Source organism: Mesobacillus sp. QJM3NY_10 (assembly GCF_056173465.1).
This window is the reverse complement of the sequence record NZ_CM149675.1, coordinates 3,427,715-3,452,495: the sequence shown is the minus strand read 5'-3', so window position 1 is coordinate 3,452,495 and position 24,781 is coordinate 3,427,715. Positions and strand designations below refer to the sequence as shown.

The window sequence follows — 24,781 nt, the reverse complement described above, 5'->3', positions numbered from 1 at the left end:
AGCTACAGCGCCTAGCCCCTCGAGTCGCTTCGGTCCGCCCAATGAAGTCAAAGAACGACTTCAATGGTCGGCCCTCCAGCGCTTGTCGGGGCTGGACAAGGCGCTTGCGCTTTTCGTATTTACGTCGACTCTTTCCTTGGTTCCCGCTGGAGAGAAAATGCGGGTTAATATAAAGAAATTTAAATTAGGTGATCCTATGGCGAATGACCAGGTAATGACCGCAGAACAAGTCATTGACTGTACAAAATCATATTTGAATGATGAACATATTGAATTGGTAAAAAAGGCATATGAGTTCGCCAGACAGGCTCATCATGATCAATTCAGGAAATCCGGGGAACCGTACATTATCCACCCGATCCAGGTAGCAGGAATCTTGGCTGACCTTGAGATGGACCCGGCTACGGTTGCAGCTGGTTTTCTTCATGATGTCGTCGAGGATACGGATGTGACTCTTGATGATATAAGTGAGGCCTTCAATGACGAAGTGGCAATGCTTGTTGATGGTGTCACGAAGCTTGGCAAAATAAAGTACAAGTCGCACGAAGAGCAACAGGCCGAAAATCACCGGAAGATGTTTGTTGCGATGGCGCAGGATATTCGTGTCATCTTGATCAAGCTGGCTGACCGCCTTCATAACATGAGGACCTTGAAGCATTTGCCGAGTGAAAAACAGCGCAGGATTTCGAATGAAACGCTGGAGATTTTCGCGCCGCTGGCTCACAGGCTCGGTATTTCAAAAATCAAATGGGAACTTGAAGATACAGCTTTACGCTATCTGAATCCACAGCAGTATTACCGTATTGTCAACCTGATGAAAAAGAAAAGAGCGGAACGCGAGCAATATCTGGTTGAAGTCATTGACGAAGTGAAAGAACGGCTGAATGAAGTCTCAATCAAGGCTGAAATTTCCGGAAGGCCGAAGCATATATACAGCATCTATCGTAAAATGGTGCTGCAAAACAAGCAGTTCAATGAAATCTATGATTTGCTGGCTGTCCGGATTGTCGTCAACAGCATCAAGGACTGCTACGCAATCCTTGGTATCATCCATACTTGCTGGAAACCAATGCCTGGCCGTTTCAAGGACTATATCGCGATGCCAAAGCCTAATATGTACCAATCACTGCACACTACCGTAATCGGTCCTAAAGGCGATCCGCTGGAAGTCCAGATCCGAACAGATGAAATGCACAGAATTGCTGAATTCGGGGTTGCGGCCCACTGGGCATATAAAGAGGGCAAACCAACTGAAACTTCCAATTTTGAAACGAAGCTATCATGGTTCCGTGAAATCCTTGAATTCCAGAATGACACTGCGAATGCAGAAGAGTTCATGGAATCTCTAAAAATTGACCTTTTCTCGGATATGGTATTTATTTTCACCCCGAAAGGCGATGTCATCGAATTGCCTTCAGGTTCAGTTCCAATCGATTTCGCTTATCGGATCCACTCTGAGATCGGCAATAAGACGATTGGTGCCAAGGTCAATGGCAAGATGGTGACTCTTGATTACCAGTTGAAAACGGGGGATATCATCGAGATCCTCACTTCTAAACACTCTTATGGACCGAGCAAGGATTGGTTGAAGCTTGCCCAGACCTCACAGGCCAAAAACAAAATTCGCCAATTCTTCAAGAAACAGCAGAAGGACGAAAATGTAGAAAAGGGCCGAGAGCTTCTGGAAAAAGAAATCCGCAATATGGATTTTGATGTGAAAGAAATTTTGACATCTGAAAACCTGAAAAAGGTTGCGGATAAGTATAATTTCACCAATGAAGAAGATCTGTTTGCTTCAATCGGCTATAACGGAATAACAGCCCTGCAGGTGGCGAACAGACTGACAGAAAAACTGCGCAAGCAGCGTGACATGGAACAGGAAAAGGACATTTCAAATGCTGTTTCCGAGCTTAAGGCATTTACTCCTGCCAAGAAACGTGAGTCTGGCGTCCGGGTGTCTGGTATCGATAATTTGCTGATCAGGCTATCCCGTTGCTGCAACCCTGTACCTGGGGACGATATTGTTGGTTTTATCACAAAAGGCCGAGGAGTATCTGTTCACCGTTCTGATTGCACGAACATCCATACAGAGGATGCGCAGGCAAGGCTGATCCCGGTAGAATGGGAAACCGCCTTGAATGATCGCAAAGAGTATAACGTTGATATTGAAATCAGCGGCTATGACCGTAGGGGATTGCTGAATGAAGTACTGCAAGCCGTAAATGAAACGAAGACAAACATTACCGCAGTATCCGGGAAATCTGACAAAAATAAAATGGCGACTATCAATATGTCGATCGCCATCCATAATGTCAGCCACCTTCAAAAAGTCGTGGACCGGATCAAGCAAATTCCAGACATCTATGCTGTCAGAAGGGTAATGAGTTAGTCTGATTTTAACCATAATCCAATTGTGGAGACCGATGTGTAAGGAGATTCGCGATGCGTTTAGTGATACAGAGAAGCAAAGAAGCTAAAGTGACAGTTGATGGAAAGATAACAGGCTCCATTAACAAGGGATTTGTTATCCTTGTGGGCGTTACCCATGATGATTCAGAAAAAGATGCTGCCTTTCTTGCCGAGAAGGCTGCTAATCTCAGGGTATTTGAGGATGAAGCAGGAAAGATGAACTTGTCCCTTCTCGATGTAGGAGGAGAGATTCTTTCCGTTTCGCAGTTTACACTGTATGGTGACTGCCGCAAGGGGCGACGCCCGAACTTTATGGACGCAGCAAAGCCAGACCATGCAGAAACTGTTTATGAAGCATTCAACACCTTCCTTGCTGAAAAAGGAATCAAGGTGGAAACCGGTGTATTTGGCGCCATGATGGATGTTCAATTGACAAATGACGGTCCGGTTACATTGATTATTGATAGTAAATAAACCAAAAAGAAGGTATCCCGTGGGATACCTTCTTTTTGGTTTAGAAATGTAATTCACTATTGGATATCAGGTGATTCGAGTATCGAATTGAGAAACTCTTACTTATTCTTAAAATAGCGGGCAAGTCCTTCAAAGATCCCGTTAGCTACTGCTTCCTGATATTGACTTGTATTGACAAGCATCTCTTCCGTGGGATTGCTCAAATAACCAAGTTCAAGCAGGACGGCAGCTTGCTTGTTTTCCCTGATGACGTGATAGTCCCCAAACCGGGTGCCTCGATCCTTCAACATTGTTTTGCTTACAGCCGAAGAATGGATTTGTTCACCCAACGGCTTTTGCTTGGAATTGTAATAGTAAGTCGTCATGCCCCTTACAGTCCTATCATTGATGCTGTCGTAATGAATGCTGATAAAAGCATCGGCATTATGGTAGTGGGAGCTGCTAACCCTTGAGCCTAGTGAAATGTAATGATCATTGTTTCTGGTCAGGATAACGTTCGTGCCGGCAGCTCTTAGTTTGTCATATAAAAGCTGGGCTGTTTTCAGGGTGAGCGTTTTTTCCAATGTTCCTCTAACACCAGTTGTCCCGTTATCTCTGCCGCCGTGCCCAGGATCGATGACAATCGTTTTATTCTTTGTATGCTTTTCCGCTCCCGGTCGCTCTATTTGCGGGGCAGTTCCCTGTACAGAAACAATCCAGCCAGCTACAAAGCCGCTCGCCCCATTTGGAAGCGCGATTTTATACCAATCTTTTTCGACGCTGATGATTTCAAAGCTGTCCCCCTGATTGGCACGGAAAATGACAGCTGTGCCGGTGCTTGGACCCTTGCGGATATTTGTCCCATTATGAAGCATGGAGACACTGCTGTTTTTCACGGACTGGCTAGGTGCAGCGACGGGTCCGTTTTTCTTTTTATCGAAAAACCACCCTGCTGCCCAGCCTGTTTTGCCAGACTGGAACTCAATCTTGACCCAATTGTTTTGTTCATCAAGGATTTTAAAGCTTTGTCCCTTTGATACAGAACCGATGACTTTGCCATCCAGGGAATTCTTGTCACGAACGTTCAGGTGGGAAGCGGTGACCGTGCCTGTGAATTGATCAACAGGCGCTGGAGCCTTTCCGCTGTCAGCCTCTGGTTTTCCACTGATTTTTAGATACTCAGCGCTTACCCAGGCACTTTTCCCTGCGTAAGTTATCTCCGCCCAGCCATTTGACTGGGAATGGACTGTAACTGCAGCACCATAACTTAATTGCCCAATTTTGCCAGAGTTCAATGAAGGCTTTTCCCTGACATTCAGGGAAGTAGCGGTGACAATTCCGCTTGTTTTGGTGCTGGCTGGCGGAGCTTCACTACTCTTGTTCTCTTTTACAGTTATGTATTCCTTCGAGACCCAGCCTCGTAAGCCTGTAGAGCTAACTTCTGCCCAATTGCCATTGTAGCTAAGGATTTCGACAGCTTGTCCACTGCTAAACGACCCTAATACCTGGTGGTTTGTGCCCGGCCCTTTTCTTACCCTCAAACCATTGACTGTGACATTGCCTGCAGCTTTGGTATTTGAAGAGACAGCTGGTGAAACAGCTGTTTTGGCAGCTTCCTTGGCAGTAAACCATTGTGCTACCCAGCCTTTTTTACTGCCTCCAAGGCTGATCTGGATCCAATCGCCTTCCTCCTTGACGATTGAAAACTTTTCTCCCTTTTTAACTGAACTTGATATCGGGTAACTTAGTCCCGGCCCAGTCCTTACATTCAAACTTGTTGCAGTGATCGAGACACTTCCATTATCTGCCCGAGCTGATTCTAAAGCTGGAAGGCTCCCGAAAATGAGCATCAAGCAAAGGATGATAGGAACCATTCTGTTTTTGGGCAAAGATCTCCCTCCCTCTCTTATTCTCTATAAAAATATATTACCGGATTTTTCCGGTAAAATCACGAGGACTTTTTTCTTATATCGGTATGGAGCGAGATAAATTCAAGTATAAAAAGAATATCTCAATTTCATGAAAACTTTTTACAGAGGCTGGGAAGAATAGTAAGCAATAAACAATGGAAGGTGATACCATGCGGTTCAGTGATAAAGGAAGATCTGCTTCATTCGGGGAGAATCAATTATTCGGAGTGGATTTCCACGATTTTATCCAAAAGGAACAAAGCACTAACACTGTAGAATTAGCTTCGGAATTCGGGCTGTCTCTCCGTGATGTAAGAAAACTGAAAAAACAGATTGAACGTTCTTGAATAGTGCTTGACATTGCCATTTGTACTCCGTATTATAATATAAATAAAATGTTATATAGAAAATATACCGTTGATGGAGCATAGTAGCCAGGAAACAGGTGAAAAGAGAGGAAATGCCGTGGCTGAAAGCATTTCTGCATGATGACTTGGTGAATGAACACTCCGTAGGATTTTCTCTGAACATGGGTAATTCCATCATTAGGAGAAGACGTATTCAGGCGTTAACTGTTAAAGAGGAAGTGCATTCATGCGCTTCAATTAGGGTGGCACCACGGGAATTCAAAGCTCTCGTCCCTTGTTATTATGGCAAGGGATTGGGGGCTTTTTTGTATTCTTTTTTTTACATAGGCTGGTTTTTCATAGGAATGTTGCTAGATTCGCGATGTTCCAGAGCAAGTTATAAGTAAGAGCTTATAAAATGATTTGAAATGAATGGAGGAGGATGCACTGTGTCTAATCAAATCAATATCCCTCGTGGAACACAGGACATTTTGCCAGGCCAGACAGAGAAATGGCAGCTCATTGAAGCGAAGGCGAGAGAACTTTGTGAAAGATATCAATATCGGGAATTAAGAACTCCGATTTTCGAGCATACAGATCTGTTTAAACGAAGCGTTGGTGATACAACGGATATAGTCCAAAAAGAAATGTACACTTTCACTGACAGGGGTGACCGCAGCCTGACGCTCCGTCCTGAAGGTACAGCAGCGGCTGTTCGCTCATTTGTCGAAAATAAGATGTTTGGAAGTCCTAATCAGCCAGTGAAGCTCTACTATATGGGACCTATGTTCCGTTACGAACGTCCGCAGGCAGGTCGTTTCCGCCAGTTTGTGCAGTTTGGTGTTGAGGCGATGGGAAGTGCAGACCCGGCGATTGACGCTGAAGTGATTTCCCTTGCCATGTCCCTTTATAAGGAACTTGGATTGAAAAAGCTCAAGCTTGTTGTGAACAGCCTGGGAGATAAGGAAAGCAGAAAAGCTCACAGGGATGCTTTAGTTAGCCATTTCCAGCCTCGGATCGGGGAATTCTGCAGCGATTGTCAGAACCGTCTTGAAAAAAATCCAATGCGAATCCTGGATTGCAAAGCAGACCGTGGCCACGAATTGATGAAGTCCGCACCATCGATCATCGATTACCTGACAGATGATTCTGCTCAATATTTTAGTAAAGTGACAAAGTATTTGACTGATCTGGGGATTGAATTCGAGGTCGACGCCAATCTAGTGCGCGGCCTGGATTATTATAACCACACAGCCTTTGAAATCATGAGTGATGCAGAAGGCTTTGGAGCGATCACGACTCTTTGCGGCGGTGGAAGGTACAATGGCCTTGTCGAAGAAATCGGCGGACCGGAAACACCTGGTATCGGATTTGCGTTAAGCATTGAAAGATTGCTTGCAGCATTGGAAGCAGAGGGTGTCGAGCTTCCGGTCAATGAAGGAATTGATTGCTACCTCGTTTCATTGGGGGATGAAGCCAAAGATTATACTGTTGGCTTGCTCCACAATCTGAGAATGGCCGGATTCTCTGCGGAAAGAGATTATCAGGATCGCAAAATCAAAGCCCAATTCAAGGCTGCAGACAGGATGAATGCTAGATATGTGGCAGTGCTGGGTGAGGATGAATTAAAAGCGAATAAAATCAACCTAAAATCAATGGCGGACGGGGAACAAACCGAACTGCCGCTTGAGAGTTTTATTGAAAAATTCAAAGAGATCTGTAAGTAGAGGGGGAGTTTCGATGTTTGGGAGATCATATTTTTGCGGTGAGGTAACGGAAGAGGCAATTGGTGAAAAGGTAACGCTGAAAGGCTGGGTCCAGAAGCGTCGTGACCTGGGCGGCCTGATTTTTATTGACCTGCGCGACAGGACAGGCCTTGTCCAGATTGTTTTCAATCCTGACGTTTCACCAGAAGCACTTGCGCTTGCAGAAAAAGTCCGTACGGAATACGTTCTTGATGTAAAAGGGACAGTCATTGCCCGCAGTGAAGGAAGTATTAATGGAAATCTTAAAACTGGAAAAATTGAAGTCCAGGTTGAAGAGCTGACAATCATTAATGAAGCGAAGACGACACCTTTCGTGATCGCTGATAAAACAGATGTATCAGAAGATGTTCGTTTGAAGTACCGTTATCTCGACTTGCGTCGTCCGGTAATGTTCGAAACTTTTAAGATGAGACATCAGGTAACAAAAGCGATTCGTGACTTCCTTGATGGCGAAGGCTTCCTTGACGTTGAAACACCGATTTTAACAAAGAGCACACCTGAGGGAGCACGTGACTATCTAGTGCCTAGCCGTGTCCATCCCGGTGAATTCTACGCTCTTCCTCAGTCGCCGCAGATTTTTAAACAGCTGATGATGGTTGGTGGATTTGAACGCTATTACCAGATTGCCCGCTGCTTCCGTGATGAGGACCTCCGAGCTGACAGACAGCCGGAATTCACGCAAATCGATATTGAAACAAGCTTCATGAGCCAGGAAGAAATCATGGGCCTGACTGAACAAATGATGCAAAAAGTTATGAAGGATGTAAAAGGCGTTGACGTGACAGATGCATTTCCTCGCATGAGCTATGATGAGGCAATGAGCCGCTTCGGTTCTGACAAGCCGGATACTCGTTTTGGAATGGAACTTGTCGATCTTTCAGAAACGGTTAAAGATTTCGGCTTTAAGGTATTTGCTTCTGCAGTTGCAAACGGCGGCCAGGTGAAAGCAATAAATGTAAAAGGTGCGGCGGCAAACTACTCACGTAAGGATATAGATGGATTGACTGAATTTGTATCTGTTTATGGTGCCAAAGGTCTTGCGTGGCTGAAAGCGGAAGAGGACGGCTTGAAAGGCCCAATCTCGAAGTTCTTTGGAGAAGAAGAACAGGCAGCACTTCAGTCCAAGCTAGATGTTTCGGCTGGGGACCTTCTGCTTTTCGTAGCAGATAAAAAGTCTGTAGTAGCAGACGCACTTGGAGCGTTGCGCTTAAAGCTTGGTAAAGAGCTCGAATTGATTGACCAGAGCAAATTTAACTTCCTATGGATTACAGATTGGCCACTATTAGAGTTCGATGAGGAAGCAGACCGTTATTTCGCGGCACACCATCCATTCACAATGCCAGCGCGCGAAGACCTTCCTAAGCTGGAGAGCGATCCAGCAAGTGTTAAGGCACAGGCATATGACCTTGTCCTTAATGGATATGAGCTAGGTGGCGGATCTCTAAGGATATTCGAAAGAGATGTACAGGAAAAAATGTTCTCAGTGCTTGGTTTTACAAAGGAACAGGCAGTCGAGCAGTTTGGATTCCTTCTTGAGGCATTTGAATATGGAACGCCTCCACATGGCGGAATCGCCCTGGGCCTTGACAGAATGGTCATGCTTCTTGCTGGCAGAACAAACCTGCGCGATACGATTGCGTTCCCGAAAACAGCAAGCGCAAGCGATCTGCTGACAGACGCCCCTGGCGAGGTAAGCGAAGCGCAGCTCGATGAACTGCATTTGTCATTAAATGTTAAGAAGGACCAGTAATATCCAGCGTTCATATCCTTGAAGTTCATTTAAGCATATGGTAATATAATAACAACAGATGAAGAGTCCTGATGTGTTCGTTGTTTAACCTGAAGTTTTGACCTAACATCTATCCTTCGGGAGTTCGCGTTTTCGGGCCGCGTAAATGCCTCTGGCTAGAGGACTTACAGAAACCCGGAACAGGGCACCCACCTGCTGAGAGCGGGTTCAAGACGAAGGCAACCAACACGACGGCACGATTGGGACTCTTCCTACATACGTAATCAAAAACCATGCGGATGCATGGTTTTTTTGTTTTGTGCGGCGGGATTGATGACGGACAGAAATACGAGAAAATGTGCAATTCTTGTCCGACACAGGTGTGCTGACGGACAGAAATACAAGAAAATGTGTGATTCTTGTCCGTCATAGGTGTGATGACGGACAGAAATACGAGAGAATGTGCAATTCTTGTCCGTCATAGGGGTGCTGACGGACAGAAATACAAGAAAATGTGTGATTCTTGTCCGTCATAGGTGTGATGACGGACAGAAATACGAGAGAATGTGCAATTCTTGTCCGTCATGGGTGCGTTGACGGACAGAATACGAGAGAATGTGTTAATCCTGTTCGTCATTTAGTTGATAACTCCCCCAAACCTTAAGCTTAATACAACTTCAAAACCCTTATCCAAAAACATACACTTTAATTCCTATAAAAATACTTGAAATTAACGCCGGGTATGTTATATTCAAAAGCGGGTATAGATAGTAACATCAATCTTATATTTGGAGTGAGTCTGGATGCTTCATCAATTTTCTCGTAATGAATTGGCCATCGGCAAGGAAGGCCTTGATATAATGAAAAATAGTACCGTCGCTGTTTTAGGCATAGGCGGGGTCGGTTCGTTTGCGGCAGAAGCTTTAGCTAGATCGGGTGTTGGTAAACTGATTCTGATCGACAAAGATGATGTCGATATCACCAATATTAACCGCCAGCTGATTGCTCTTCTTTCGACTGTTGGCAAGCAGAAGGTAGAAGTAATGCGCGACAGGATTATGGATATTAATCCTGAATGCGAAGTCATTGCGTTAAAAATGTTCTATACAGAAGAAACATATGAAGAGATTTTTGGCTACAATCTGGATTTTATTGTGGATGCTTCTGATACAATCTCTTATAAGATCCATCTGATCAAGGAAGCGATTAAACGTGACATCCCAATGATTTCGAGCATGGGCGCAGCTAATAAAATGGATCCGACGCGGTTCCAGATTGCTGACATTTTCAAGACACACACTGATCCACTCGCCAAAGTCATTCGTACTCGGTTACGCAAAGAAGGAGTCAAAAAGGGGATTCCGGTTGTTTTTTCAGATGAAAGCCCGATTGTGATCCGTGAAGATGTGCGCAAAGAGGTCGGCAATGATAATGCCGAAATCCGGAAGGCGAAAATGCCGCCATCTTCAAATGCGTTTGTTCCGTCAGTAGCTGGACTCATTATGGCAAGTTATGTTGTCAGGGAATTGTTAAAAGACATTGAAATTGAACGTGTGAATAGCTAAAAAATAAGCGGAAGCGCCAAAATTGGCTCTTCCGCTTATTTCTTATGTCCCGTAATTTTTTCATAAATCGCCGCAATTGCCTGTTCGAATTTTCCGGTCTTCTTTGGGTTGTAATATACTTTATTTTTAATCCTGTCCGGGAGATACTGCTGTTTGACCCAACCGCCTTCATAATCATGCGGATATAAATAATCAACGCCTCTTCCCAGGTCTTTCGCACCTTTATAATGGGCATCCTTTAGATGGTCAGGAACTTCGCCGCTGATACCGGAACGGATGTCAGCCAGTGCGGAATCAAGCGCAACATAAGCAGAATTGGACTTTGGAGACAGACATAGCTCTATAACCGCATTCGCCAGCGGAATTCTTGCTTCCGGAAACCCGATACGTTCTGCTGCTTCTATTGCTGCCAGCGTCCGTTGTCCTGCCTGCGGGCTTGCCAGTCCAATATCTTCATAGGCAATGACAAGGAGTCTTCGGTTGATGCTGACTAGGTCGCCTGCTTCTATCAATCTGCCAAGATAGTGGAGCGCGGCATTCACGTCGCTGCCTCTGATGGATTTTTGGAAACCTGACAGCACATCATAATGAGCGTCGCCGTCTTTATCATGAGAGAGGCTTTTTTTCTGCATGCACTCTTCGGCTGCAGATTCATCAATATGGATGATCCCATCCCCATCGGGTTCGGTGGACAGTATTGCGAGTTCAAGTGCGTTCAATGAGCTTCTCACATCTCCGCCGGAAGCGGTTGCGATATGGGTGAGTGCTTCCTCTGTAATTTCAATATTTAAGTTTCCCAGGCCTCGTTCTTCATCCTCAATCGCTCTGCGTAAAGCAGCTTTTATATCATCAGGTTCAAGTGGCTTGAGTTCGAAAATCTGGCACCTTGACCTGATTGCGGGATTAATAGCGTGATATGGATTGCTTGTGGTCGCCCCAATCAAGACAATCATCCCATTTTCGAGGTAAGGAAGCAGGAAGTCCTGCTTCGCTTTATCAAGGCGGTGTACCTCATCGAGAAGCAGGATGACCTTCCCTGACATTTTCGCTTCTGCAGCGACGACTTCCATATCTTTTTTATTATTGGTAACAGCATTCAGCGTCCTGAACGCGAAATTCGTGCTTCCTGCAATAGCGCTGGCAATAGAAGTTTTTCCTATGCCGGGCGGACCGTAAAGGATCATCGAGGATAATTGCCGAGCCTTGACCATCCTGTTTATGATTTTTCCTTCAGCTACAAGATGTGATTGGCCGATCACTTCCTCAATCGTCCGCGGCCGCATCCTGAAAGCAAGAGGTTTTAGATTCATGCTCATCGCTCCAATAACGCTTATTTCGTATATATACAATAACACGAACGAGGGACTTGCGCATGGTCCACGCAATTTGTGCTATAATTGCAAAAGCCTACCTATTGACTGAGGATTTTGATACTATTTATAGTGAGAGAATGCCATATGGGGCATTATGAATATATCTGAAAAAACAGCTAACTTTTAAGAAAAAAGGAATAGAGGTGTCTTATGAAAATATCCACGAAAGGACGCTATGGATTGACGATCATGATCGAGCTGGCCAAAAAATATGGAGAGGGCCCGATTTCTCTAAAATCCATTGCGCAAACAAATGACTTATCAGAGCATTACCTGGAGCAATTGGTTGCGCCGCTAAGGAATGCCGGCCTGGTGAAAAGCATCAGGGGAGCATACGGCGGCTATATATTAAGTTCGGAACCATCAACCATCTCGGCGGGGGACATTATCCGTGTCCTGGAAGGGCCAATCAGCATTGTTGAAGGTATAGAGGACGAGGAACCTGCCAAGCGTGAGCTCTGGACACGAATCAGGGACGCGGTCAAGGACGTACTCGATAATACGACAATCGAAGACCTCGCCAATCATTCAGACAACTTTGGCGAGTCTGACGCTTATATGTTTTATATTTAGGTTTTCTTCGTCGCTTAGTTGCTTGCATAATCCACTGAATGCCTATCAATAAAAAAGGTGATGGGAAAAGGGTTTTATAAGCAGCAAAGCGAGCCAATATTTTAAAAAATCTTCTGAAGAGAGGGTAAGACTTTGGAAAGAATCTATTTGGACCATGCAGCTACTACACCAATGCATCCCGACGTCCTCGCTGAAATGGTCAAAGTAATGGAAGCAGAATTTGGCAACCCTTCGAGCATCCATCATTTCGGTCGTGAGGCCAGGAAAATCCTCGATGATACACGTGATGAACTGGCGAAGAGTATAGGAGCGAAGGGAAACAATATCATTTTTACAAGCGGCGGCACTGAAGCAGATAATCTGGCTATTATCGGTTATGTGGAAAATAATCGCTCTAAGGGGCAGCATATCATCACGACTCAGATTGAACACCATGCTGTCCTGCATAGCTGTGAGGAATTGGAGAAACGAGGGTTTGAGGTCACATATCTCCCGGTGGATGAGAATGGCCAGATATCCATGGAATCATTCAAAGAGGCACTACGTGATGATACGATCCTTGTGACGATCATGTACGGAAACAATGAGGTAGGCACGATCCAGCCTATCAAAGAGATTGGTGAAATCCTTGATGATCATCAAGCTGTTTTCCATACAGACGCTGTCCAGGCTTATGGCATTGAAAAATTGGATGTTGATGAACTTAAGATTGATTTGCTTTCTGTTTCAGCCCATAAAATCAATGGCCCCAAGGGGATTGGTTTTCTTTTTATCCGTGATGGAATCAAGCTGGCGCGTCAGCTTTTCGGCGGCGAACAAGAAAGAAAACGCCGTGCCGGCACCGAGAATGTAGCAGCTATTGCCGGGTTCCGCAAAGCAGTTCAGCTATCCCAACAGGAGCTTGATACCAAACGCAGCTTCTATAATGATTTAAGGAATTTGTTCATCGATAAACTCCAAATAAGCGGAATCTCTTTCCAGCTGAACGGATTGCTTGATAAATCACTCCCTCATATTTTAAACTTAAGCTTTCCGGGCACGAATGTCGAAGCGATGCTTGTGAATCTTGACCTATCTGGAATAGCTGCTTCAAGCGGTTCAGCGTGTACTGCGGGTTCAATCGATCCATCGCATGTTCTTGTCGCGATGTTCGGAAAAGAAGATGATAAGCTGACAAATTCGATCCGATTCAGCTTCGGTTTGCACAATACAAGAGAACAGATAGAAAAAGCAGCAGAAGACACGGCGAAAATTGTCCGCAGGATTGCGAAAACTAGCCAGGTTTAAGGGAAGAATAAGTTTTATAGGAAGAGAAAAGAGGTGAAGCATAATGGAAAAATCACCTAAGGATACAAGAGTGGTGGTAGGAATGTCCGGCGGTGTTGATTCATCAGTTGCTGCGCTCATTTTGAAGGAACAGGGATATGATGTGATCGGCATCTTCATGAAAAACTGGGACGACACGGATGAAAACGGAGTCTGCACGGCTACCGAGGATTATGAGGATGTGATCCGCGTCTGCAACCAGATCGGCATTCCATATTATGCGGTTAATTTTGAAAAACAATATTGGGATAAGGTTTTCACTTATTTCCTTGATGAATATAAAGCAGGCAGGACGCCTAACCCGGATGTCATGTGCAACAAGGAAATCAAATTCAAGGCATTCCTTGAGCATGCAATGAACCTGGGCGCAGACTACCTGGCGACAGGTCATTATGCACGAGTGGAAGACCGCGAAGGGGAACGCAAAATGCTCCGCGGTCTTGATGAAAATAAGGATCAGACCTATTTCTTGAACCAATTGAGTCAGGACCAGATAGAAAAAGTATTGTTCCCGATCGGAAACCTGGAAAAATCACGCGTCAGGGAGCTTGCAAAAGAAGCGAATCTTGCCACAGCAACTAAAAAAGACAGCACCGGCATCTGCTTCATTGGTGAAAGGAATTTCAAGGAGTTCCTTGGAAATTATCTTCCGGCCCAGCCGGGAAATATGGAGACGATGAACGGCGAGGTAAAAGGGAAGCATGATGGGCTGATGTATTATACGATCGGCCAGCGCCAGGGTCTAGGCATTGGCGGATCAGGTGAACCTTGGTTTGTTGTCGGGAAAGACCTCGAGCGCAATGTCTTGCTAGTTGAACAAGGCTTCCACAACGAACTGCTTTATTCAGACAGCATCACGGCGGTTAATGTCAGCTTTGTATCTGACAAAGAGAAGCCTAAGACTTTCGAATGTACAGCAAAATTCCGTTACCGCCAGCCTGATAATGCTGTAACGGTCGAGCTGCAGGATGATGGGACTGCAAAAGTTTTGTTCAAAGAACCAATACGTGCCGTGACTCCTGGACAGGCTGTCGTTTTCTACGATGGGGAAGAATGTCTTGGCGGAGGTACGATTGATGAAATTTTCAAGAACGGGAACAAACTGACATATGTCGGTTAATCCTGTTAAAATCCCCGGCGGGCCAGCTTCGCCGGGGATTGTTTTGGCTTAGGCTCTTTTTCGGTTTTCTTTCTGCAAAATTGAAAAATCTACAGTTCAGTTGTTGCTTTGAAAAGAGTCTAAATCCTCCCGTATTATGGTATACTTTCATGGAGAATGGAGTGTTAGAAATGGATAAAAACCAGACAGGTATTGAGTTTATGAAAGAAGGCAAATGGGAAGAGGCTGCCAAGGCATTCGCGGAAGCGATTGATGCTCAGCCAGAAGATCCTGTTGCATACATAAATTTCGGAAACGTCCTAACAGCAGTGGGTGATACCGAAAGAGCAATGAACTTTTACGAGAAAGCGATCAGCCTTGATGAGAATGCAACCGCAGCATACTACAGCAAAGGCGGCGTTTATTATGATAGCCAAAATTTCGAGGAAGCAAAAAACATGTTCGAACTTGCTTTGAAAAAAGGGCTGGATACTGGCGATAACTTTTTCATGCTGGGAATGAGCCTCGCGCAGATGGGAAGCAGTAAGCTGGCGTTGCCATACTTACAGCGCAGTACAGAACTTCTCGAAAATGATGCCGAAGCCCATTTTCAATATGGACTTTGCCTTGCAAGGGAAGGTTTTATCGACGAAGGTATTAATGCGTTTGAACTGGCAATATCGCTGGATCCAGAGCATACGGACGCCCTCTATAATCTTGGTGTAGCTTATGGCTACAAGGAGAATGGCGAAAAGGCGCTCGAGATGTTCAATCGTGCATTGGAAATCCAGCCAGACCACTTGCTTGCAGGCCACGGCAAGAAATTGATTGAGGGACAAGATATCCATTAATTAAGGCTCTTTTCTTAATCTTGTTGCTCAATGCGAAAACAGCCTTCATCAAATTGAATTGACGGAAAGGGGGAAGTACTTTGGGCAAACAGGACTCGCTTGATTTGTTTTCAGAACAAGGCAAGTTCATGAAAGGGAAGCATCTTGTTACCATTTTTCATAATGAACAGAATCTATACACAGTCCTGAGGATCAGGGTTGAGGAAACAAATGAGCAGTACGACGATAAAGAAGCAGTCATTACAGGGTATTTCCCCCGGATTCATGAGCAGGAGACTTATATTTTCTTTGGTGAGGTCAAAGAGCACCCTAAGTTCGGCGCACAATTCCATGCGACTCACTTCCGGAAAGATCTGCCGCAGTCAAAGCAGGGGATCATCAGCTACCTTTCTGGTGATCTTTTCAAAGGAATCGGGAAGAAAACAGCAGAGAAAATTGTCGATACACTGGGGGAAAAGGCCATCACGAGGATTATCGAGAACCCGTCTGTCCTTGACGAGATTCCGAAGCTGGCGCCTGAAAAAGCAAAGGAACTTTATGACACATTAATGGAACATCAGGGCCTTGAACAAGTAATGGTCGCATTGAATGAATATGGCTTTGGTCCTCAGCTTTCGATGAAAATTTATCAAGTATACAAGGAACAGGCGATTGACATTATTCAAAACAACCCTTACAAGCTTGTCGAGGATATCGAAGGCATCGGTTTCGGAAGGGCGGATGAACTGGGCAGCCAGCTCGGGCTGACAGGTAACCATCCGGACCGGATCAAGGCAGCCTGTCTCTATACCCTTGAAAATTCAAGCATCCAGGGCGGGCATGTTTTCATGAATGCGGAAGAGCTCCTAGTCGAAGTGAAAAAGCTGCTTGAAGATAATCAGCATATTGAGATTGAATTTACTGATATCTCGAACGAAATCATCAAGCTAGGTGAAGAAGGAAAGCTGGTTGCAGAAGAACAGAGAGTCTATTTGCCATCCCTTTATTATTCGGAAAAAGGCCTGGTTGTGAACATTAAAAGGATCCTTGAGCAGACAGAATACGAAAATCAATTTCCTGAATCGGAGTTTCTCCTTGCTCTCGGAAATCTTGAGGAGCGCCTGGGTGTCCAATATGGGCCAAGCCAGAAGGAAGCGATCCAGACAGCGCTTATGTCACCGATGATGATTTTGACCGGTGGTCCCGGCACAGGTAAAACGACGGTCATTAAGGGAATTGTTGAACTTTATGCAGAGCTCCATGGCTGTTCTCTGGACCCGAAAGATTACAAAAAAGAAGAACCTTATCCATTCTTGCTTGCGGCGCCGACTGGTCGTGCGGCAAAGAGGATGACTGAGTCAACCGGTCTGCCTGCTGTGACAATCCATAGGCTGTTGCGCTGGAATGGCGCAGAAGGTTTTGATCATAATGAAGACCAGCCGCTTGAGGGAAAGATATTGATTATCGATGAAACCTCAATGGTTGATATATGGCTCGCCCATCAATTATTCAAATCTCTGCCTGACAATATTCAGGTAATCGTGGTGGGAGATGAAGACCAGCTCCCTTCAGTAGGTCCTGGCCAGGTACTGAAGGATCTATTGGATTCTGGCAGGGTTCCGACTGTGAGGCTGACGGATATCTACAGGCAGGCTGAAGGTTCGTCAATAATCGAACTTGCCCACCAAATCAAAAAAGGCTATCTGCCAGGCGATATTTCAGCCCAACAGCCTGACCGTTCTTTTATAAAATGTACGACAAGCCAGATTCCCCAGGTAGTCGAAAAGGTTGTCGCCAATGCTAAGAAAAAAGGATATTCCCCGAGGAATATCCAGGTGCTGGCACCGATGTACCGTGGTCCAGCCGGCATTGACCGATTGAACGAGCTGCTGCAGGATCTCTTCAATCCTAATTCTGATGGGACGAGAAAAGAGCTTGCGTTTGGTGATGTGAAATATCGTATCGGGGATAAGGTCCTTCAGCTAGTCAATCAGCCGGAAGCCAATGTGTTCAATGGTGACATGGGTGAGGTTGTTGCGATATTTTACGCAAAGGAAAACACGGAAAAGCAGGATCAGCTGATCGTCTCCTTCGATGGCATAGAAGTTACCTATAATAGGGCGGACCTCTCGCAAATCACCCACGCTTATTGCTGTTCCGTGCATAAATCCCAGGGGAGTGAATTTCCGATTGTCGTCCTTCCAGTGGTAAAAAGCTACTTCAGAATGCTGCGCAGAAATCTAATTTATACAGCAATCACCAGGAGTAAGCAATTCCTCATTCTTGTTGGCGAAGAAGAAGCACTGAAAATGGGGATAGAACGCGGTGAAGATACCGAAAGGAATACAACACTTGTTAAGAAGCTTGTACAATTACTGCCTGAATTGCAAGATGAAACGAATACAAAGGCTCAAAGCGGGACTCAGTCGGAAAATAAACTCCAAAATGAAGATAGTACCGGCAAAGATGAAAAAATGGATTATATTGAAATCATCAAAAACGCTGATCCAATGATCGGAATGGACAAACTGACTCCTTATGATTTTATGGAGGAAAAGGATGCATAAGAATCTGCAGTCACTGCGGATTCTTTTTTTATTTTCCATGGAAATCCTTACACCACATGATTTTAGCGAAGCGGTGGAAACTAAGATTGTTCGGGAAAGGCGGGACACACTTTTGCGGACATTTTCACTTTTAAAGGGACTGCCTGTATATGAATTGGCGAGTGGACAAAAACTGGGCGAAGTTTGTGATGTTAGCATTTCTGGCAATGGAAGCGTAGTAGGCTTACTTGTAAAAAAGGGTGCGTTCATCAAGAAAACGTTTCAGGTGAAAGTGGATCAGGTTTCATCCTTTGGTGAAGATGGAGTCATGGTGAAAGACAAATCAGCCTTGGAGCGATTGGAGACAGAGCCTGAATATACATTTGAGCATAATGAGAGCCTTGCTGGGAAAAAGCTTCTTTCAAAAGAAGGTGAGCAGCTTGGCTTGCTGGAGGATGTATATTTTATGGAAGAATTGGGCACGATTGTAGGGTACGAATTAACGGATGGCTTTTTTTCGGATATCGCGAATGGAAAGCGTGTCATAAAGACCACTGGTCCGCCTGCAATCGGAAAGGATGCCATCGTCGTCACTGTCAAATCGAGATGAGGTGTCCTAATGTTAAGTTGTCCCAATTGCAAAAGCAAGGATATCGGTAAAATTGGAATTAACCAATATTACTGCTGGAATTGCTTCATCGAACTGTCTCTGAACAAAGGCTTGATCCATACCCATCAAGTCGAAGAAGATGGAACATTGAGCTCACTTGATGATTTATTTGAGGAAGATCAACGTCAATACGGCATGTAAAATAAAACGAAGAGGTGAAGCACATGAATAAAATGTTAACCTCCGTAATCGCTCTTGGCGCTGGAATGGCAGCATACAACTATGCTTCCAACAACAATATGATGTCTGGAAGGAAAATGAAAAGGCTAGGCAAAAAAATGACAAAAGCTTTATTCTAAGTTTGGATAATCAGATTAATCCCTTGCGTATTCGCAAGGGATTTTTAATGTCAAATTGGAAAAAACGCTGAGAATTTCCAAGTCGCTATAAAAATCCGTTTTTCGCTATAATAATAAAATACCCGCTACAAAAAATTGTTTTTGGCTATAAACTTTAAGATTTCGCTATAAAAATGAACTTTTGCTGTTAAATCAAAAAACTAAGCTTAAATAAATTCCACACATGGCCAAAAATGCATAATCCACCACCTTTCTTTCAAGAATAAACAAGAAGGAGGGTGAAGATGATGAATATCCAGATGAAATGGTATTACCGGCTTGGATTTCTTCTCCTTTTATTCATTGTACTGTACGTATTCATCAAATTGCAGTCCATCTGGGTTCCTTTTTTGGAAGTCTTGCTTTCGCTGCTTGTGCCTTTTTCCGTGGCTGCTTTCATTACATATTTGCTGCATCCTATTGTAGAAGCTCTTCACCAAAAGGGGCTTCATCGCGGAGTTTCTATCTTGATCATCTATATTTTGTTCTTTGGCGGAGCCGGCTTTGCTTTTTACAAAGGCATACCAGCGCTGATCCACCAGCTGGGCGACCTTGCGGAAAATGCTCCGTATTTCGCTGAGCAGTATAAACAAATGGTCAATAATATCGTTGACCAGACTTCGACATGGCCGGCAGGTATCCACGAAAGAATCGAGGATGGTATTAATCGGATGGAGCAATGGCTTGATGGTGTGCTCGCAGGTACGATGACATTCCTGATGGATATCATTAATTCCATCCTTACGATTGCCGTGATCCCGTTTATTGCTTTTTATATGCTGAAGGATTTCGACGTCATGAAAAAAGCGGCGTGGTATCTCACCCCACGGCAGTGGAGACAGCCAGGCACTAAGTTCCTGCATGAAGTCGACAAATCCCTGGGCAGCTATATCCGCGGACAGCTGCTCATATGCCTTATAATTGGAGTGCTATCCTCATTGTTTTTTTGGCTGGCAGGCATAAAGTATTCGCTGCTGCTTGGAGCGATTGTCGGGATAACGAATGTGATCCCTTATTTCGGCCCGATCATTGGAGCTATTCCAGCTGTAATCATTGCCGCGACAATGTCGGTGAAGATGGTCCTTTTATCACTCGTGATCGTGTTCTCGCTTCAGTTCCTCGAGGGAAATATCCTTTCCCCACTGATTGTCGGCAAAAGCCTGCACATGCATCCGCTGATGATCATGTTTGCACTGCTGGCGGGGGAAGAGGTTGGCGGCATCCTTGGATTGATTCTTGCCGTTCCCGTCCTTGTGGTATTAAGAGCGGCACTAATTCACGCAAAAGACCATATCATAGTTGAAAGAAAGAAAGAGCGTCCATCATAATTTTTTGCAAGTCGTTTGACAAAGTGCAAGGAGCTATATATAATTCGGCTATAGATTAATAATTCGAAAAATGTAGAAGGAACGAGTATGTTATAGACCATCGTCCAGAGAGGGATTCCCAGGCTGCAAGAATTCCCGATGAAGGATAACAGAAAGCTATTCCGGAGTGCAGGCAAAACCTGCCGTAGCAGCTGCGTTAAAGCGTTTTTGAGAGATGGGCGCACGTATTTGTGTCCATAATCAGGGTGGTACCGCGAGCAAGCTCTCGTCCCTGTCCAGGGATGAGGGCTTTTTTTGTTGCCTAAAATCCCTGAAAGCTTAAATTTCACTTGGGTTTAGGAGGTTAGTTTTATGAAGAAACTGACAGGTGCTGAAATCAGAAGAATGTATCTTGATTATTTTAAGGAGAAAGGCCACGCAATCGAACCGAGTGCGTCGCTTGTACCGCATGATGATCCTTCCTTGCTTTGGATCAACAGTGGTGTTGCAACACTGAAAAAGTATTTTGACGGCCGTGTCGTACCGGAAAATCCACGGATCACAAACGCACAGAAATCAATCCGTACGAACGATATCGAAAATGTCGGCAAGACAGCACGCCACCATACGTTTTTTGAAATGCTCGGGAACTTCTCGATTGGCGACTATTTCAAGGTAGAAGCAATTGAATTCGCATGGGAATTCCTTACGGATGAAAAATGGATCGGCTTTGATCCAGAGAAACTGTCCGTGACAATTCACCCTGAAGACGACGAAGCTTTCAATATTTGGAGAGAAAAAGTCGGTGTTCCTGAAGAGCGAATCATCCGCCTTGAAGGGAACTTCTGGGATATCGGTGAAGGTCCTAGTGGTCCGAACACGGAAATCTTCTATGACAGAGGACCTGAATACGGCAATGACCCTGAAGATCCAGAATTATACCCTGGTGGAGAAAATGACCGTTATTTAGAAGTTTGGAACCTAGTGTTCTCCGAGTTCAATCACAACCCTGATGGAACATATACTCCACTGCCGAAGAAAAATATTGATACAGGCATGGGACTAGAGCGCATGGCTTCTGTTGTCCAGGACGTTCCTACAAACTTTGAAACAGATCTGTTCATGCCGATCATCAATGCGACTGAAGAACTTTCTGGTGAAAAATACGGACAGTCCAAGGAGAAGGATGAGGCGTTCAAAGTAATTGCTGACCACACCCGTACGGTTGCATTTGCTGTCGGTGACGGTGCGCTTCCATCAAACGAAGGCCGCGGATATGTACTTCGCAGATTGCTGCGACGCGCTGTCCGTTACGCGAAGAAACTGAACATCAACCGTCCGTTCATGTACGAGCTGGTGCCGGTTGTCGGTGAAATCATGCATGACTTCTATCCAGAGGTAAATGAAAAGACAGATTTTATCCAGAAGGTCATCAAGAACGAAGAAGACCGCTTCCATGAAACACTTCATGAAGGACTTGCAATTCTATCTGAGCTGATCAAGAAGGAAAAGGAAAAAGGCAGCGGCATGGTGCAGGGCGAGGATGTATTCCGCCTTTATGACACATACGGATTCCCAGTGGAATTAACAGAAGAGTATGCTGAAGAAGAAGGCTTGAAGGTCGACCATGTAGGCTTTGAAAAAGAAATGGAGCTGCAGCGTGAAAGGGCTCGTGCTGCCCGACAGGATGTAGGTTCCATGCAGGTCCAAGGTGGCATTCTTGGTGACATCAAAGAAAGCAGCGAATTCGTAGGCTATGATAATTTTGAAACAAACAGCAAGATTGTTGCATTAGTCAAGGAAGGCGAGCTTGTTGAGGAAGCGAAGGCAGGCGATGAGGTTCATTTCATCCTTGATAACACACCTTTCTATGCAGAAAGCGGCGGCCAGATCGCTGATAAAGGAACAATCGAAGCAAATGGCGTGAAGCTATCAGTCAAGGATGTAAAGAAAGCTCCTAACGGCCAAAACCTTCACCATGCAGTGGTAGTAGAGGGGGCAGTTACGAAGGGCCTTGAAGTGACAGCTAAAGTTGACCAGGATAACCGTGCGAGAATCATCAAGAACCATACTGCAACACACTTGCTCCACCAGGCATTGAAGGATGTGCTTGGCGGTCACGTAAACCAGGCAGGTTCTCTAGTCGAGCCTGATAGACTGCGTTTCGACTTCTCTCACTTTGGTCAGGTGACTGCGGAAGAACTTGAGCAAGTAGAATCAATCGTCAACGAAAAAATCTGGAGAAGTATCCAGGTTGAGACTAGCTTCAAGCCGATTGCTGAAGCAAAATCAATGGGCGCAATGGCATTGTTCGGTGAAAAATACGGCGATATTGTCCGTGTCGTAAAAGTTGGCGACTACAGCCTTGAGCTTTGCGGCGGCTGCCACGTTCCTAACACTTCTGTCATCGGATTATTTAAAATTGTATCCGAGAGCGGTATTGGTGCTGGAACAAGAAGGATTGAAGCTGTAACAGGCGAAGCAGCTTACACAGTGCTTAATGACCAGATTAGTATTCTGAAGGACGCAGCATCTAAATTGAAGACGTCTCCAAAAGAAGTTTCGAACAGAATTGATTCCATGCTTGTTGAAATGAAGCAGCTTCAGCGCGAAAATGAATCTCTATCAGCAAAATTGGGTAATATTGAAGCAGGAAGCCTTACTTCCAAGGTCAAAGAAGTCAATGGTGTCCAGCTGCTTGCAGCACGTGTTCAGGCTGCAGATATGAACAGCCTTCGTAATATGGCTGATGACTTGAAGCAAAAGCTAGGTTCAGCTGTCATCCTTCTAGGCATGACCGACGGCAGCAAAGTGAATCTGATTGCTGCAGTGACAGATGATCTGATCAAGCAAGGTTACCAGGCTGGAAAACTGATCAAGGAAGCAGCGGCAATTTGCGGCGGAGGCGGCGGGGGCCGTCCGGATATGGCCCAGGCTGGCGGGAAGGACCCATCAAAACTCGACAATGCGCTTCAATTTGCCGAAGAATGGGTAAAATCAATTTGATATAAAAGTAAAGTAGTGTAAAATGAAAGGTAACTTGAAGAAAATTTTACCGGCTATTTTTTGAGAGAGAGGTGCATTCGATGAGCTCGTTTGACAAGACGATGAGATTTAATTTTCCCGAAGAGCCTTTTGAGCATGACGTCAATGAAGTCCTGCTGCAGGTGTATGAAGCATTGCAGGAAAAGGGATATAACCCGATCAACCAGATTGTCGGTTATTTGCTCTCTGGCGACCCGGCCTATATTCCCCGCCATCGGGATGCCCGCAATATCATCCGCAAACTGGAGCGGGATGAAATTATCGAGGAACTGGTCAAAGCCTATTTAAGGAACCACCGAGAGGGGAAATAAATGCGTACGATGGGACTGGATGTCGGCTCAAAAACAGTCGGCATTGCGCTGAGCGATGAACTGGGATGGACTGCTCAGGGACTTGAAACATTGAAAATCAACGAAGAAGAAAATGTGTTTGGTTTCGATGAATTAGGTAAAATAATAAAAGAGTACGAAGTCAGCAAAGTTGTCGTCGGGCTGCCTAAAAACATGAACGGCACAATTGGGCCACGCGGAGAAGCGAGCCAATTCTTTGCCCGTGAATTGGAGGAAAGGTTCGGCGTCCCTGTCATCCTCTGGGACGAGCGTCTGACGACAGTGGCTGCAGAGCGGGTTTTGCTCGAGGCAGACTTGAGTCGCAAAAAAAGGAAAAAGGTCATTGATAAAATGGCCGCAATGATGATTCTACAAGGCTATTTAAACAGCCAAAATTAAATTGAGGTGACTACAATGGATCACGGCGAAAACAACATTACAGTAGTAGACGAAAACGGCAACGAACAACTATGCGAAGTACTTTTCACATTTGACTCTGATGAATTTGGCAAGTCATATGTGCTTTATTATCCAGTAGGTGCAGAGGATAACGATGACGAAGAAATCGAAATCCACGCATCAGCATTCACACCGTCAGAAGACAACGAAGATGGCGATCTAATGCCAATCGAAACGGACGCAGAATGGGACATGATCGAAGAAATGCTAGAAACATTCCTTGCAGAGCAAGACGAAGAATAGAATACTACAATTGGACCAGGCGAATGATGCCTGGTCCTTTATTTTTTAACAGTAAAACTATCGGCCAAACAGGGGTGAAGATTAATTGAAAAGTGTCCGATAGGAAGGCTCTATCGGACAAACAGAGGGAAGAATCTTTGTAAGTGTCCGATAGAAGGGCTCTATCGGACAAACAGGGTGCAGAATCTGAGGAAAGTGTCCGATAGAAGGGCTCTATCGGCCAAACTGCGAGGAGAATCTGAGGAAAGTGTCCAATAGGAAGGCGCTATCGGACAAACAGAGGGAAGAATCTTGTGTTAGTGTCCGATAGATAATCTAAATTGACCTTCATTATGCCAGCACCCTTCCCCGCAAAAGGCACTGACTTCTGTTCTCACACGCCTTATTAGCGCTGTCGAAATTTTGGTTTATTTGTCGCTAGTGGTATTTTTTCGTAATTATTTGCAAATAGAAATTAAAAATAT

General features: G+C 44.9%; 21 protein-coding genes, 1 other RNA gene and 2 other annotated features. Of the genes, 20 read left to right on the top strand and 2 right to left on the bottom strand.

The features are described 5' to 3' along the window. The first annotated feature begins 196 nt into the window (after positions 1-196). Together AC0VX7_RS17455 and dtd are read left to right on the top strand one after the other, a co-directional pair. Complete coding sequence (locus AC0VX7_RS17455; protein WP_475428194.1) at positions 197-2,389, top strand: RelA/SpoT family protein; 2,193 nt, start codon at positions 197-199, stop codon at positions 2,387-2,389. Between the two features lie 53 nt (positions 2,390-2,442). Further along, entirely contained in the window at positions 2,443-2,883 is a 441-nt protein-coding gene (gene dtd / locus AC0VX7_RS17450; RefSeq protein ID WP_475425204.1) for a D-aminoacyl-tRNA deacylase, read from the top strand. 98 nt (positions 2,884-2,981) lie between these two features. Here the strand turns inward: dtd and AC0VX7_RS17445 are convergent, their stop codons facing one another. Further along, positions 2,982-4,751 carry an SH3 domain-containing protein gene (locus tag AC0VX7_RS17445; RefSeq protein ID WP_475425203.1) on the bottom strand — a complete coding sequence of 590 codons (1,770 nt, stop codon included), beginning with the start codon at positions 4,749-4,751 and terminating at the stop codon, positions 2,982-2,984. Positions 4,752-4,942: 191 nt separating this feature from the next. On the opposite strand from AC0VX7_RS17445, the gene AC0VX7_RS17440 reads away from it, so the two are divergent. From AC0VX7_RS17440 to AC0VX7_RS17420, 5 genes are all read left to right on the top strand, one after another. Further along, positions 4,943-5,119, top strand: coding sequence for a hypothetical protein (locus AC0VX7_RS17440; RefSeq protein ID WP_023627182.1), 177 nt, complete (start codon positions 4,943-4,945; stop codon positions 5,117-5,119). 61 nt (positions 5,120-5,180) lie between these two features. Beyond that, positions 5,181-5,418: a binding site (T-box leader), on the top strand. A gap of 150 nt (positions 5,419-5,568) precedes the next feature. Continuing rightward, entirely contained in the window at positions 5,569-6,846 is a 1,278-nt protein-coding gene (gene hisS, locus AC0VX7_RS17435) for a histidine--tRNA ligase (protein ID WP_475425202.1), read from the top strand. Between the two features lie 13 nt (positions 6,847-6,859). Further along, positions 6,860-8,635: an aspartate--tRNA ligase gene (aspS, locus tag AC0VX7_RS17430; protein WP_475425201.1), complete on the top strand. Its 1,776-nt coding sequence runs from the start codon at positions 6,860-6,862 to the stop codon at positions 8,633-8,635. Positions 8,636-8,697: 62 nt separating this feature from the next. Further along, a non-coding RNA gene (gene ssrS / locus AC0VX7_RS17425) (6S RNA) lies at positions 8,698-8,885 on the top strand. A 532-nt stretch (positions 8,886-9,417) separates the two neighbouring features. Beyond that, complete coding sequence (locus tag AC0VX7_RS17420) at positions 9,418-10,179, top strand: tRNA threonylcarbamoyladenosine dehydratase (protein ID WP_475425200.1); 762 nt, start codon at positions 9,418-9,420, stop codon at positions 10,177-10,179. Positions 10,180-10,214: 35 nt separating this feature from the next. On the opposite strand, the gene AC0VX7_RS17415 is transcribed toward AC0VX7_RS17420, so the two are convergent. Continuing rightward, complete coding sequence (locus AC0VX7_RS17415; RefSeq protein WP_475425199.1) at positions 10,215-11,489, bottom strand: replication-associated recombination protein A; 1,275 nt, start codon at positions 11,487-11,489, stop codon at positions 10,215-10,217. Between the two features lie 213 nt (positions 11,490-11,702). On the opposite strand from AC0VX7_RS17415, the gene cymR reads away from it, so the two are divergent. From cymR to AC0VX7_RS17350, 13 genes are all read left to right on the top strand, one after another. Further along, positions 11,703-12,125: a cysteine metabolism transcriptional regulator CymR gene (gene cymR, locus AC0VX7_RS17410; protein ID WP_041967745.1), complete on the top strand. Its 423-nt coding sequence runs from the start codon at positions 11,703-11,705 to the stop codon at positions 12,123-12,125. A gap of 132 nt (positions 12,126-12,257) precedes the next feature. Continuing rightward, positions 12,258-13,412 (top strand): cysteine desulfurase family protein, encoded by a 1,155-nt coding sequence (locus AC0VX7_RS17405; RefSeq protein WP_475425198.1) that lies wholly within the window; start codon positions 12,258-12,260, stop codon positions 13,410-13,412. Between the two features lie 43 nt (positions 13,413-13,455). Next, on the top strand, positions 13,456-14,571 hold the full coding sequence (mnmA, locus tag AC0VX7_RS17400) for a tRNA 2-thiouridine(34) synthase MnmA (protein WP_475425197.1): 1,116 nt from the start codon (positions 13,456-13,458) through the stop codon (positions 14,569-14,571). A gap of 170 nt (positions 14,572-14,741) precedes the next feature. Next, positions 14,742-15,401, top strand: coding sequence for a tetratricopeptide repeat protein (locus tag AC0VX7_RS17395; RefSeq protein WP_475425196.1), 660 nt, complete (start codon positions 14,742-14,744; stop codon positions 15,399-15,401). 80 nt (positions 15,402-15,481) lie between these two features. After that, on the top strand, positions 15,482-17,947 hold the full coding sequence (gene recD2 / locus AC0VX7_RS17390) for an SF1B family DNA helicase RecD2 (protein WP_475425195.1): 2,466 nt from the start codon (positions 15,482-15,484) through the stop codon (positions 17,945-17,947). After that, positions 17,940-18,536, top strand: a complete 597-nt coding sequence (locus AC0VX7_RS17385; RefSeq protein ID WP_475425194.1) for a PRC-barrel domain-containing protein — start codon at positions 17,940-17,942, stop codon at positions 18,534-18,536. The genes recD2 and AC0VX7_RS17385 overlap by 8 nt, the downstream gene beginning before the upstream one ends. A 9-nt stretch (positions 18,537-18,545) precedes the next feature. Further along, on the top strand, positions 18,546-18,737 hold the full coding sequence (locus tag AC0VX7_RS17380) for a hypothetical protein (protein ID WP_214908358.1): 192 nt from the start codon (positions 18,546-18,548) through the stop codon (positions 18,735-18,737). A 23-nt stretch (positions 18,738-18,760) separates the two neighbouring features. Further along, the gene (locus AC0VX7_RS17375) at positions 18,761-18,895 is read left to right on the top strand and encodes a YrzQ family protein (RefSeq protein WP_475425193.1); all 135 of its coding nucleotides are present in this window, start codon (positions 18,761-18,763) and stop codon (positions 18,893-18,895) included. A gap of 287 nt (positions 18,896-19,182) precedes the next feature. Then, positions 19,183-20,262, top strand: a complete 1,080-nt coding sequence (locus tag AC0VX7_RS17370; RefSeq protein WP_475428193.1) for an AI-2E family transporter — start codon at positions 19,183-19,185, stop codon at positions 20,260-20,262. A 64-nt stretch (positions 20,263-20,326) separates the two neighbouring features. Continuing rightward, positions 20,327-20,538, top strand: a binding site (T-box leader). A 75-nt stretch (positions 20,539-20,613) separates the two neighbouring features. Next, a complete protein-coding gene (alaS, locus tag AC0VX7_RS17365; protein ID WP_475425192.1) occupies positions 20,614-23,247 on the top strand; it encodes an alanine--tRNA ligase in 2,634 nt (877 codons plus the stop codon). 80 nt (positions 23,248-23,327) lie between these two features. Next, a complete protein-coding gene (locus AC0VX7_RS17360) occupies positions 23,328-23,597 on the top strand; it encodes an IreB family regulatory phosphoprotein (protein WP_475425191.1) in 270 nt (89 codons plus the stop codon). Next, a complete protein-coding gene (gene ruvX, locus AC0VX7_RS17355; RefSeq protein WP_215036781.1) occupies positions 23,598-24,014 on the top strand; it encodes a Holliday junction resolvase RuvX in 417 nt (138 codons plus the stop codon). A gap of 15 nt (positions 24,015-24,029) precedes the next feature. Then, positions 24,030-24,317 carry a DUF1292 domain-containing protein gene (locus AC0VX7_RS17350; protein WP_215036782.1) on the top strand — a complete coding sequence of 96 codons (288 nt, stop codon included), beginning with the start codon at positions 24,030-24,032 and terminating at the stop codon, positions 24,315-24,317. Positions 24,318-24,781: the final 464 nt, after the last annotated feature.